Genomic DNA, 13,171 nt, shown 5'->3' with positions numbered 1-13,171 from the left:
GGCTATAAATAAGGAGTTGATTTTTATGGATTATGTATATATGCTTAAACATAGTCGTGTAGTTGAGGAAAGTTTGGGAAATAACGAAAAAGTACACGACACGAAATTATTAGGATTTTTCTCAACAAAAGAAAAAGCTAAAGCAGCAATTTGCTTTTATTTAGAGCAACCAGGATTTAAAGATTACCCTGATGATTTTGTTATTCAACAGCTTGAAGCAGATGTTGATGATTACCATGATACTCCCGGAGAGTTAGGCTTGTCAGTTTTCTACTTATCACATGAGTAGTATGATGGAGAGTATGATCATATTTCTAGTTTAGGTTACTATTCATCAAAAAAGCAGGCTGAAAAAGCACAGATCATGTATGGACTTGAGCCTGAATTAATTGATCATCCCGATGGTTTTTGTATTGATGAATATGAGATTAATAAACGAGAATGGGAAGAGGGATTTTTCACTTACTGATTAAATTTTGCTGAACCGGATTTGTTCGATTTTTTGTAAAAAGTTTTTCAAACAACATCATCGGTCTTGTTGACAGCAATATGAACAAGGTGGTAACCTATGCTTATGACAGCTGGAGAAAACTGCTAAATGTCGGTGGAAGTCTGTCAAGCACGGTTGGGCAGAAGAATCCATATCGGTATAGGGAGTATCGGTATGACAATGAGACGGGACTTTACCTGCTACAATCGCGGTATTACGATCCGAATGTGGGCAGGTTCATCAATGCGGATGATACGGACCAACTTGATGCAAATAAAGACCACGTACTGCAACAGAATTTATTTGCATACTGCTTAAATAATCCGATAAACCACGCCGACCCAAGCGGGAATTGGATACTGGACGCAATTTTTCTGGCGGTAGACGTTGGAACTCTTATTTCACATCCTTCATAGGGAAATGCAGCATGGATTCTTTTGGATGTTGCATGCTTTGCAGACCCATCTGGTGCAGCTTCCCCATAGGCACATGCTATAGAATCTGGGGTAAGAGCATTTAAAATTCTGAAAGCCACTGAAGAAGTAAGTGATACAGCTAAATTAGCAAATAAGGCTCATAAATTCTATGAAACATAAAAAGCTGCTAGAAGAGCTGCTTTTAGAGATGCCGGAATTGGTAAACATGGTGCTAGTAGATTTGAAGAAGAGACTTATCACGCAGGATTTAAAAATCCACGGGGCGAAATTAAGCGAGACATTAATCAAATAAAAAGAGGAAAGCGAAAGTCCATACGTGTTTCTAAAGGATATAATCTAGCGCACAGACGAGGGTATGAAGCAAGGAAAGGATACGGATATAAATATAGTGATCTCCAAAACGTAGATCTGCATCGATTGCAGTATAAACACGAAGGGTATGGGAGGTAATATTGTGAATCAGCAAGAAATTGAGGCGGTTTTAAAAACGCCTGCGCAGAAACGGTATGAGTATTTTATAAAAAAAGTTTCCGATTATCAAGAAGTATATGGGTTGCTTAATAAGGATGGATGGGTTGAAGTGTCGGATGACAACGGAATAACATTGATTCCATTTTGGCCACATAAAGAGTATGCTGAACTATGTGCGACTGGTGTATGGTCAGACTGTCATCCCGAACTCGTTCATCTCAATGCATTTATTGACAAGTGGCTTCCAGGTATGAAAAAAGATCATATCATGCCATGTGTCTTTTTAACTCCCTCCGATCAAGGTGTTGTAGTCAGTTGCGAAAAATTAATAGATGACTTAGCCGAGGAATTGGGAAATTATTAATAGTTAACTGCATATATGATCTGCGTATTTGCAGCTAATCTTAATCTTACAAAAGAGGTGCCTCACACGAGGTGGTAACCTATACCTATGACAGCTGGGGAAAACTGCTGAATGTCGTTGGGAGTCTGGTAAGCACTGTTGGGCAAAAGAGCATAACTGAACTGGCTTCCGCTGTACATGGTGAAGTCACAAGAAGGGTTAATACAGTTGTCTCATGAGGAACCGTAATAAGATATCCTATACGTAGTGCAAGAAATACTTTTAAATTTCCAAAGAGACAAGCGAAGCAAAGTGGGAAAGAAAAAGCAAGTGATCCACCCAGTCGGGCTAAAAAGCAAAAACCGCGCAAAGGTGAATCCGCTGATGATTTTTCGGAAAGGATAAGGGTGTGAATATCCACAATCTCTGTTACAAGAAACGATTAAAGAAATTAAAGATTTATAGATGCAGTAGCCACTAAAAAAGTCCGACTTCATAGTCGGACTTTTTTAGTCATCTACCCGCAAGACCACCAAGCAATGATACTTCCTGCCCCGATACTGTCCATGCATTTGCACGCAGAAAAGTAACCGCCGATTTGGCGGTTACAGAACTGTCACTTTCAATTTCCACGGAATTTGGGGCAACATCCTGTTTTCCATACTTCCTATACTTTCCAATCTGCCGGTACATGGTTTATTGGTAATCCGAAGTGTCTTTGCACGGCCAGCGCCTTATTGCACCGCTGCACTTTCATTTTATCGAATACAAGCGTTCAAGCGGAGAAAACAGTTCACACAAAAATCCGCCTCAATCCCGACATCGTGAAACCTTTTTATCTATACAAGCTATTAATTTCTATTGTGACACGTTTTTCTGTTTAAAAACAGCAGAAAAGCTGCATAATTTCAATATCTTGTAAACCGTGATACGCGGGGAGGTGGAATGATGGCTGACACAAACAACGGCAAGCCTGGGCTGACCGCCGATATCAATGCAAACATCGAATTGATCAAATCCACTTTCAAGGATGATGAAACTCTAATCACACGATTCTTTGAGAACCAGGCGGATTCTTCAATCCAATGCTGCACATTTTATACCGACAGTATGGTCGATAACAAGCTGTTTAACGAAGATGTTGTCAAACCGATTCAGGAATATAAGTTCAAACGGTATACGAGGTCTGATTTCATTGACATTATCGATAAGCAGATTATGCTCTCCGACAGTGTCGACAAAACATCGGATATGGGCAAGATCATCCAAGCGATTGTCTACGGGGATACCGTTCTGCTGGCATCCGGATGCAGTGACGCCCTGATTCTGAATACCAAAGGTTGGCCCACCCGATCAATTGAAGAACCGGATGGCGAAAAGGTGCTGCGCGGCCCGCGCGAGGGATTTACCGAGGCCATTCTGGTCAATCTGACGATGCTGAGGCGCAGGCTGCGGACACAGGATTTGAAAATCAAATACCGGACTTTCGGTGCGAGAACCCAGACCAAGGGCTGCCTGTGCTATTTGGAAGGTGTTGTCAACAAAAACGTCCTTGCGGAACTGGAGCGACGACTGGATCTGTTTTCACTGGACGGTGTACTGGATTCCAATTATTTGAGCGAATTCATCAGTGACGCACCGCGTTCACCAATCGACACTGTGGGTAGCACGGAGCGACCGGACGTGGTAGCCGCCAAACTGCTGGAAGGCAGGGTCGCAATCTTCCTCGACGGCACGCCGGTCGCACTTACGGTTCCCCACCTCTTTATTGAACATTTCCAGAGTTGCGACGACTATTACCTAAATTACTTCTTCGCCTCTATTGGAAGGCTGTTGCGTATTCTGGGTTTTTTTATCTCCATCAGCACGCCGGCAATCTATGTAGCATTAACCACTTTCCACCAAGAGATGCTCCCAACGTCGTTACTCATGAGCATTGCGATAGCAAGGCAAGGAGTTCCCCTGCCAACTGTTATGGAAGCGTTCATCATGCTGATTGTATTCGAAATCCTGCGGGAGACCGGTGCCCGGATGCCCAGCAGCATCGGCCAGTCTCTCAGCATCGTCGGCGCATTGGTTATTGGGCAGTCCGCCGTTGATGCCAAGCTGGTTAGCGCCCCAATGATCATTGTCGTAGCTATTTCCGGCATCACAGGCTTGTTGATTATCCGGCTGAAGGGTGCGATCATTATTTTCCGTTTCATGCTGCTGGCACTTTCCGCTATCACCGGACTATACGGCTATATTTTCGGAATGATGGGCCTGCTCATTTATCTGCTAAGCATTGATTCCTTCGGTATCCCCATCATCACCGAACCATCCGTGAGCCCGCAGGAGTGCAAAGATATCTACATTCGCGCTCCTTGGTGGTTCATGATCAACCGACCAAAATTTGCCGCCGATCCGAAAAGGAACAATTCGGACGGTGATCCGGAATGAAGTTGAAACGAATTGCCGTGATTGTCTGTATAGTAACCGCCGCTTTTACAATGACCGGTTGCTGGAACTACCGGGAGCTTGAAACCCTCAATCTCGTCGCGGGATTCTCAATTGACAAAGGCACCGGCGGTGCCGGCTATCATCTGACTTTTGAAATCCTCGATGAATCCGGAGGAGGGAGCAACGGAGGCGGAGATGGGGGTGGGTCTGGAAGCGGTATCCAGACCAAGCTGATTGAAAGCGATGGCCCTACCATTTTTGACGCGGTTCGCAATACACTGCTGAAAACGGATAAAAAGCTTTATTTCGGCGACTGCAAGGCGGTCATTCTCAGCAAGCAGATCGCAGATGAAGGGGTAGCGCCGCTGTTCGACTGGATCAGTCGGGATTCCGAGCCCCGGTTGACGGCAGACCTATTTGTGTCAGAGGATGCAACCGCAGAGAATATTCTAAAACAATGCAGCCCCGTTAACCCGGTCACCTCTTATGCTCTAGATAAAATCGTGGCTGACAATCCCGCATATATCTCCAAAGCACCGTATATGCAAATCTACAAGGCCGACGATGCCTTGAAAAAGCACGGGCAATCGCTTATCCTGCCCGCTCTTGCTGTAGATAAGACGCAAAATGGCACTCCCCCTAAACTTGCAGGGACCGCCGTTTTCAAGAGGGACAAGCTGCTGGGGTTCCTCAAAAGCGACGAGTCAAAATACCTGCTGTTCATCCAAAATCAGGTCAACGGCGGTCTGCTTCTGGTGAACGTGGAATCCTCGAGCCCAGATATCACATTGGAAATCAAGAGAAGCGAAACAAAAGTAACCGTTTTGTCGGAAGGCCGCTCCCCTAAAATTGGTCTTTCCGTAAAGACTGAGGCCGCTCTGGGCGAGATGAAAACGACCGCAGATTTTGCTTCAGAAAGCGGCATCACCAAACTGGAACAGGACGCTGACCGGATACTGGCGGACAGTATGCATGCACTTATTACCGAGGTACAGAACGAGTACGACAGCGATATCTTTGGCTTCGGAAGTGCCATTTATCAGAACGACCCAAACTACTGGAATGCCATCAGCCCTCATTGGGACAATCTGTTTAAAAACCTTCAGGTAGTGATCTCTACAGATGTGGTGATTAAAAACACCGCCCTAACGCAGTCAAATGTAAAGGCGAGGGATTAAATTGATATATGTCGCGATCTATGTCGCTCTCTATCTCTTGGTTTTCATCTTCGACATCGTTCCGCAGATTAAGGCAAGGCGGAAGAAATCCCTCTCCATCTATTTACCAGTCTATTTTTTCACGTTGACGGTCAACATTCTGTATAGTCTGGGTTTTAACATTCCGAGCCCTGCCGTTCCCATTCACAAACTCGTCGACAGTATTTTTCGGCTAAATTAGGAGCGAGGATAGAGTATTGATACGTACAAAATTTCTGACCGCAGGGCAGGCCATCTCCATATTGGCTCTTTTCACAATCGGCAGTTCTTTGAATATCGGGTTGAATGCGGCTTCAAAGCAGGACGCTTGGTTCGTTATTCTGCTTGGACTCCTTCTGGCCACTCCGATGATCTGCGGGTTTGCCCGGCTTCTCAGCCTGTACCCGGGCCAGGGTCTTTACGACATTGTTTTTGAGGTTTTCGGTCGGGTCTTCGGCAGGATTTTTATCCTCCTGTTTCTTCTCCACCTCATCATGGTGGGTGCCTTGATTCTACGCAACTTTGCGGAATTCTTGCAGGTGGTTTCCATGCCAGAAACACCGGAAATTATTTTTCTCATTTTAATGTCTGCACTCTGCGTATGGATGGTAAGACGCGGAATGAACGTATTCGGGCGATGGGCTAAGATCGTTTTAGCACTCGTTTTTTTTGTGGAAGTTCCTATGTTTATACTATCCATAGAAAACATGGACCTTAACAACTTAAAACCGGTAATGGGAACCAATTTCAATACGCTAATGAGCAGTTCCATGTTGCTTTTTTCACTTCCCTTTACAGAAACCGTGATTTTCGCCACGCTGTTTGGGCATATCAAGCCGATTAAAAATCCATATAAGATCTATTGGATTGGAATATCTATAGGTGCCGTGCTCCTGTCTACCGCGACGCTACGAAACATTCTTGTGTTGGGTGTGTCCGTGGTTGGAGATTTCTATTTTCCCTCCTATTCTGCAGCCGGTATTATTTCCGTGGGAGACTTTCTCAGCAGAATCGAAGTGCTGATTGGTATGCTTTATGTCCTTACGGGTTTTTCCAAAATTACAGTTTGTTTGTTTGCAGCGTCCGAAGGGCTCTCCAAGGTATTGAACAAAAGGAAATGCACGGACTTGGCTGTGCCGGTGGTGCTGCTTATGTTGACGCTCGCGCAGATATTATTTACAAATACGCTGGAGATGTATAACTGGCTTCAAAAAGTTTTTCAATATTATGCTCTGCCGTTTCAAGTTGTCCTACCACTGATTCTTTTGGCAGGAGCTGAGATCAAGACAAGGTTGGGAAAACTGGGGAATCCCTGATTTAACCGGTTCTACCCACAATGCCTATCTTAACTATAACAAAGACTTGGAAAGGAGCGTATGATTACACAAGCTTTTGTGTATATCATATAAGTTTATATGCAGAGTATTCAGAACAGCAACAAAGATAATAAACCAAGGAAAAAACTGAACGCCTACAGCCTTGCCGGTTTGGGAATCAGCGGCATCATCGGATCCGGCTTTTTTCTCGGCTCGGCCATTTCCATCAAACAGGCAGGGCCTTCGGTGATCCTTGCGTTCCTATTGTGCGGCTTTCTCATGTCACAGGTCCTGGGAGCAATGACGAGTATCAGTATCAACCGGCCGGTCACAGGTTCATTTAAGGTTTATGCGGAACAGTTCATGGGCAAATACACTGGCTTTCTGTTGGGTTGGTCCGTCTATGTTTCCAACATATTCGGAATAGGGTCGGAAGCAATTGCGGCGGGGATCTTTCTGAAATATTGGTTACCTCAGTTTAGTGTATCCATGCTTGCCGTTGCCGTTATCATTTTTGTGATACTCCTAAACAGGCTGAATACCGAAAAGTTCAGTATCATCGAATCCGGGATGGCGGCTTTAAAAATCCTAGCGATTCTGTTCTTTATCTGTATCGGGGCCCAGTTTGTTTTATCCAGAGGAATCACTGCTAGACCATATCCGTTTGCAAGTATATCAGCCTTTTTCCCCAATCGCATCACCGGTTTTCTGCAATCGATGTTGATTGCCGTTTTTACAATGTCCGGTGTAAGCACGGTGGCCATGGCGACTTCGAAAGTCAGGAAACCGGAAACCGATATTCCCAAGGCTACGGTCATGCTTATTTTGGGGGTTGTTGTCCCTTATGTAGTGACGATTTTTCTAATCATTAGTACCGTAAGTTGGAAATCCGTCAACATGTCCATTTCTCCGCTCGTTCAGGCGTTTAAGGTTATGGGATTCGGCTGGGCCTCCTCCATCATTAATGCCGCGATCTTTATCGCAGCATTTTCCGTCATGCTGGGAACCTATTTCGGCAGTGATCAGCTGCTGATCTCCCTTTCAAACGCAAAAGAGGCGCCTCAGATATTTAAGCATAAGACCAAAAAAGGAATGTACCAGAATACGTGGCTTGCGACTGGTGCGCTTTCATTGCTAATTATTGCACTCTCTTTTTTCCTTAGCTCAAAGCTTTTTAACTACCTGATTTCTGCGTGCTCCTATTTTTCCTTCTTTAATTGGATAATCAATCTGATCGTATATCTTTTATGGCTCAAACAGAGAAAGAAGGAAGAACATTTTTCTTCGCCTCTTATTTTGGGGAGGTTCGGTGGATACATTTCTATTTTCCTGATTGGGGTCCTGGCGGTCGTCAGCCTTTGGGTCAAGGATTTTCGCATTGGCTTTTATTCTGCGGCTGCCATCATGCTGATCATCTCAATCGCCTATTTTATCCACCGGCGTAAAGAATCAAACGCATAAAATCCAGAGACAAAAGGGAGAGACCAGCCCGAATGGCCGGTCTCTCCCCTTTTTAGCAGATATGTGGTTTCAAAACCATCAGATGGTACCAGCAGCTGCAGTTCCGTATACAACTGGCCACAATAGAATAGCCAACTTGATTTTAGGCTAAATAATGCATACTTATACTGTGCAAAGGATTTATGCCAGACATTTATATGGGAGTTCAATGTTATTCGTGCTGTCTGTTGCGTTAGGCCTGACAAAAGCAGATTTTACAGATCTAACGCATTAACACCAATTTCCCGATTCAAGTCTTCCGGAGAAACTCCACAAAAATTTTTTTGCTCCTTCTGGGCACCATTATCAACAAGAAGTCGAATAAATGATTGATCACCATAAAAATTGTAAACTGCTTTTGCCACGGCTCAATTCCATGGCAAATAAAACGCCAATGAGCAGGCTGATTGATGCAGCCTGCTCATTGATGTATATCTCAGTGTATTTTCTCAAAACTGTTGCAATATGATGTTTATGGCCGAATCTTTCGTTTTATCAACAGAATGCACACAAGGGAAACAACTCCCGTCACCCCAACCGGCAGAAGAGGCAGCGTGGAACCGCCGGTCTGGGGATTAGATTCCTTGGAGCTTTCCTTTCCAATGGCATCTTGTTCCGGCATGGAATCGTTCGTGACATTGCTCTTGTTTTGGTTGGAGGCGTCTCCGTCTGACGTGTCCGGCGCAAAAGTGACAACGTTGGTGTCCTGGTCGTAAACCCACGATTTCAGCGTCACACCGTCGGGAAGCGCACCGTAAACCGCATCGTCGCTCTGGTTCTGGTTGAGCAGGGCGGCAAATGCTGCGCTCTTCAGGAAGGACTGCGCTTTACCTTCCACATGCTCGGCAATGACCTGCCCTGTCTCGGAAGAAACCACATATTTTCCCGCTCCTACCGTCGCATCCAGCGATGTGTCACCCGAATAGCGGGACGCATCGGTGTTGTAGTAGGCGTAGTAAGCGCTGGCAATGCCCGTCTGCCGGCCAGCGTATCCGCCCACATTCTCCGTGGAGGACGGCAGCGATTTTACATTCCCCATGGAGTAGCAGTTGCGCACATATCCCGCCTGAAAACCGACCAAGCCGCCTGCGCCGACGTGATTGGAATTGGAGCCGCTGTCTCCGGTGACGTTCCCGAGCGCGTAGCTGTTGACCAGATTGGTGCGGTTGTTCAGCCCCGAAAGACCGCCCGCATAGACCCACGAGGTATCCGACCGACCGGTCACCTCGACGTTTGCCGCACAGTTAACCGCAAGCGATATTGAGTCGATGACGCCTGAGGTATACCCGGACAATCCGCCCACATAGCACTGGTTTAGTGCCTGCAGCGACAATGTGCCCTGCACCGTGCAGTTCTGGATAGTGGTGCCGTTTTCCAGCGCGCCCGCCAAAACGCCCGCATAAGCACGTCCATCGCCCGTGTAGTTGTCGTTTATACCGGCGCTTTGTATGCTTACGTTTTTGACGGTTGCGTGGTTGAGATAACCAAACAGCCCGGAAAACTGGTATGCGGCGGCGTTCTCTGCGCTGCCGACCGTCAAACCGCTGATGATGTGCCCTGCGCCGTCAAAGATGCCGCTGAAAGCGTGCGATGCGTTTCCACTGCCGGTGGGAACCCAATCGACGCCCGTTAAGGAGATGTCTGCACCCAATCTGACATAGGTGTTTTCGTAGCTCTCGTCTGTATTGACGGAGTTCGCAAACGCCGTCAACTGTGCGGCGGTGGAGATTCGGTATGGATCACCCTCCGTTCCCGTGCCCCCCGCAAAAATATGGGCGTCCACCTTCCCGTATCCGGTGGTGTCGCCTGTCTTTGCTTTTTCAAGCGCGCTGTCAATCGCCCCCAGGGTCGCGCTCAGTGAACTATCATTCGAATCGTAAGAGATTGAATCGATGGTCTGCTGCTTCAACACGGCGGCAATCAGAGCAGACGGATCGTATCCCGTGCCTTCATTCGAGCTGACAACCTGAATGCTGGAAATTTTGCTTTCCGTAACGGTCACGCGCATGATGATGTCGTTCTTTCCGACGGCACGTCCCAGATATGTACCGGGATGATAAAGGATGGTTTCTTTGGGAGGATCCACGGGCTGGTAAGAGAGTTCCGCGCTGCCGCCGGTGGGTGTCGCCAAATTTTTCGTTGCGTCGTACGTCCATTTTTTCAGCGTTACACCCTGAGGCAGCCATGCCGAGACGTCGACGGGGAAGGTCGCAAACGTACTGTTGAGCGTATCGGCAAAATCGGAGGAACGCATATCGGACGAAGAGTAGCCCGCCAGACCTATATTAAACCCCTGATTGGTTGAACCGTTCTCCGTTGCGCGCACAGTGTTTCCAACGGCAACAAGCGGAGCAAGCGTCTGCCCATTGATCGTCTGGCTGGCGCTGGTGTTATAATACGAAACATATCCTTTTCCGATTCCGGTCGTCATGCCGGAAAGCGCGCCGAGATAAAAAGTAAAACAATCGGACGCAGCATTGCCCAGCACATAGCAGTTGACCATTGTGCCAGCCTGGCAGGCTACTAGATTGCTGAGATACGTTGCGCCTTCCGCCGTTGTCCGGTTCGCACTGCCGGATACGTTGCCCAGCGTATAGCAGTTGGCAACTAGGCCCCGGTTGTTCAGTGCGACCAGGCCGCCTGCTTCCGCAGCCATGCCGCCCAGCGTTTCGGATCTCACTGTTACATTCGTCCAGCTGTTGACAACAAAACCGCCGGCCTGATAGCTGACCAGCCCGCCGACATAGTTGTTATTGCTCTGTGTGCCCACACTGGAGATGGCGCCTGTGGCAAAGCAATTATCAATTCCTCCGTGGTCCAGATAACCGGCAATCGACGCCGATTGAATGGAACTGCCGCTGGTCGTATGAATGCTCACATCGGTTACCCCGAGATTTTTAATCAGACCGGTTTCGCCTACAACACCGAAAAGCGCAATATAAACGGTCTCCGTTGCGTCTTTGGATGCATCCGGGCGGCCGTATTTCAAACCGGCAATCGTATGGCCGCCGCCGTCGAAAACGCCGCGAAACGCATATTCGCCTTGTCCGACCGGGGTCCAGTCGGCGCTGCTCACGTCCAGATCGTTGGCAAGCTGAATGGAAACACCGCTGTAATCAACGGTTGCATTGAGCGACATCGCAAAATTGCGAAGCTGTTGCTCCGTTTTAATGAGATAAGGACGATCCGGTGTACCGGCCCCGCCTGCAAAAATGCGGCTGTCGATTCCGCCCGAATCCGGTAAGGAAACGTTCTCTAATGACGCTACGCCGTTTTTCAGCGTCCATTCGCACAGGGAAATTCCCTGTGGTAAGGAAAGACTCTCCGATTGGACGCCGCCGGTTAACACCGCAACAAATGCTGCGGACGACATGTTTTCACCGGAATAGCCGACACAATTGGTTGGCGCGGTGTTGGATGCGCCCTGCCCGACTGCCGGGATGACGGATTTTGCCGTACCGTTAACCGTTATGGAGGTGTCGGTGCCATAATAGATGGTATCCATGGTCCCGTTGCTGGCCACTTGCCCCGCCAGCGCGCCGACCAGCTGATAAACGGTATCCTGATATGCACCGGTGATCGCATTTTGATTCTGCGCCGTCACCTTGCTACGCGAATAGCAATTGTAAGACTTACCGCTCTGCATACCGAACAATCCGCCGACAACCGCTCCCATATTGGCATTGCTGCTCGTGGCGGTTACGTCTCCCAGCGTATAGCAATTGACAACCGTGATGAAATTGCTGGCCATAGCGGTCAGACCGCCGGCATAGGCGGACAGGGTGCCGCCTGCCTTGGATTCTACGGCGACATTCGTCCAACTGTTGCTGACCGTGGTGTATGAACCAAGAAAGGCAATCAGCCCGCCGGCATAACTGAGGTTGCCTGTGTTTGTTTCCGCGCGGATGGTCGAACCGGAGACATAACAGCGGTCAATGACCGTTCCGCCGGCAACCGAACCGGATGCGGTTTTGGCGGCCAGCCCGCCCGCATAGGCCATATTTCCGTTTACCGTGTGAATGGAAACATCAGTCAGTCCCAGATTTTCTATCTTGGCGGTCGCGCCGAGCGTGGCGAAAAAGCCCGCTGTCGCTGCATCCGCGGGTGTCTCCGACGATCCAATCGTCAGCCCGCGAATAACGTGCTCCGCGCCGTCCAGCGTGCCTGCAAAGCCGTCAATGGGGGTCCAGCCCGTGCCGGACAGATCAATATCGCCGCTTAATGCGATAAACTGCCCGGCATAGGTTTGACCCGCATTGACGGAATCTCGAAATGCCTGAAGGTGTGCTTTGTCCGCAATCGTATAGGGAGAATCCGCTGTACCGTCTCCCGCATTAAAAACAGCCGTTTCGGCGTTGGCCGCCGCCACCGGAGCCGCGGGAAACAGCGTCCCCAGTAACAAAAGCATTGCCATTAGAACTGCGATTCTCGAAAAAACCGTGTTACTATGATCTTTCATAATCCTCCTTGTTTCGGCGCAAAAACTGTTTTTTAGCAAACAGCGAATCGTTAGCGCATCTTGTCAACTCCCCTTTCCAAAGCCCTTTTGTCGGTCGCCCGTTTCTCTGGCTGGAACTGGATATGTAAGATTTGGCTAACTTTTATTGCGCGTTATCCGGCCGATTGACTGGATGATTGTTCTTTTTAGGCGATGGCAACAAGACGGACGGACAAATTCGACGTACCGCCTGTTGCGTGTTAGATAAATCAAACCACGCAGAAATAGAGTAACACATCAGCAAATTTTGTCAAGTCCCTCCAAACAAAAAAGACAACAGCATTGCCTATAAAATTGCCCGTTTAGAGCGGATCGCGCGATGTAAATTTCAATTTGGGATTCACTTTTAATACGCTCATTGTCTTCAGAACAGCGAAAATCGGTTGTTTTCGCGTTAAACGAGGAGATGCTATTGACAGCGTGGGTATTTTTGTATTACACTAAATCAATAGCATAAATGTTTTATTAATCAAACTTATGC

Annotated in this window: 9 protein-coding genes; 8 read left to right on the top strand and 1 reads right to left on the bottom strand. The window is 47.8% G+C overall.

From position 1 onward, the window contains the following. The 8 genes from ABF463_RS11555 to ABF463_RS11520 all read left to right on the top strand — a co-directional run. Window positions 1-289: hypothetical protein (locus ABF463_RS11555; RefSeq protein ID WP_415533790.1), on the top strand; the 289-nt coding region annotated here is incomplete at its 5' end. Between the two features lie 260 nt (window positions 290-549). Then, window positions 550-906 carry an RHS repeat-associated core domain-containing protein gene (locus ABF463_RS11550; RefSeq protein WP_415533789.1) on the top strand — a complete coding sequence of 119 codons (357 nt, stop codon included), beginning with the start codon at window positions 550-552 and terminating at the stop codon, window positions 904-906. Between the two features lie 216 nt (window positions 907-1,122). Then, window positions 1,123-1,377, top strand: coding sequence for a polymorphic toxin type 8 domain-containing protein (locus tag ABF463_RS11545; RefSeq protein ID WP_415533791.1), 255 nt, complete (start codon window positions 1,123-1,125; stop codon window positions 1,375-1,377). 4 nt (window positions 1,378-1,381) lie between these two features. Then, window positions 1,382-1,762: a DUF2750 domain-containing protein gene (locus tag ABF463_RS11540; protein ID WP_415533788.1), complete on the top strand. Its 381-nt coding sequence runs from the start codon at window positions 1,382-1,384 to the stop codon at window positions 1,760-1,762. 924 nt (window positions 1,763-2,686) lie between these two features. Then, on the top strand, window positions 2,687-4,180 hold the full coding sequence (locus tag ABF463_RS11535) for a spore germination protein (protein WP_415533787.1): 1,494 nt from the start codon (window positions 2,687-2,689) through the stop codon (window positions 4,178-4,180). Beyond that, window positions 4,177-5,358: a Ger(x)C family spore germination protein gene (locus tag ABF463_RS11530; protein ID WP_415533786.1), complete on the top strand. Its 1,182-nt coding sequence runs from the start codon at window positions 4,177-4,179 to the stop codon at window positions 5,356-5,358. The genes ABF463_RS11535 and ABF463_RS11530 overlap by 4 nt, the downstream gene beginning before the upstream one ends. A gap of 236 nt (window positions 5,359-5,594) precedes the next feature. Next, window positions 5,595-6,692: a GerAB/ArcD/ProY family transporter gene (locus ABF463_RS11525; RefSeq protein WP_415533785.1), complete on the top strand. Its 1,098-nt coding sequence runs from the start codon at window positions 5,595-5,597 to the stop codon at window positions 6,690-6,692. A 99-nt stretch (window positions 6,693-6,791) separates the two neighbouring features. Next, window positions 6,792-8,153, top strand: coding sequence for an amino acid permease (locus tag ABF463_RS11520; RefSeq protein WP_415533784.1), 1,362 nt, complete (start codon window positions 6,792-6,794; stop codon window positions 8,151-8,153). Between the two features lie 511 nt (window positions 8,154-8,664). Here the strand turns inward: ABF463_RS11520 and ABF463_RS11515 are convergent. Then, window positions 8,665-12,651, bottom strand: coding sequence for a beta strand repeat-containing protein (locus tag ABF463_RS11515; RefSeq protein ID WP_415533783.1), 3,987 nt, complete (start codon window positions 12,649-12,651; stop codon window positions 8,665-8,667). Window positions 12,652-13,171 lie beyond the last annotated feature (520 nt).

It is taken from the genome of Ethanoligenens sp. (assembly GCF_047718355.1).
In the GTDB taxonomy this organism is placed as follows: domain Bacteria; phylum Bacillota; class Clostridia; order Oscillospirales; family Ethanoligenentaceae; genus Ethanoligenens.
The sequence above is the reverse complement of the archived record's forward strand: the minus strand, read 5'-3'. Positions and strand labels throughout refer to the sequence as shown.

What these genes read in the sequence shown, in the direction of transcription:
- ABF463_RS11520 (WP_415533784.1), top strand. Translation starts at nt 6,792, where the DNA reads ATGCAGAGTATTCAGAACAGCAACAAAGATAATAAACCAAGGAAAAAA.
- ABF463_RS11515 (WP_415533783.1), bottom strand. Translation starts at nt 12,651, where the DNA reads ATGAAAGATCATAGTAACACGGTTTTTTCGAGAATCGCAGTTCTAATG.
- ABF463_RS11530 (WP_415533786.1), top strand. Translation starts at nt 4,177, where the DNA reads ATGAAGTTGAAACGAATTGCCGTGATTGTCTGTATAGTAACCGCCGCT.
- ABF463_RS11535 (WP_415533787.1), top strand. Translation starts at nt 2,687, where the DNA reads ATGATGGCTGACACAAACAACGGCAAGCCTGGGCTGACCGCCGATATC.
- ABF463_RS11550 (WP_415533789.1), top strand. Translation starts at nt 550, where the DNA reads ATGAACAAGGTGGTAACCTATGCTTATGACAGCTGGAGAAAACTGCTA.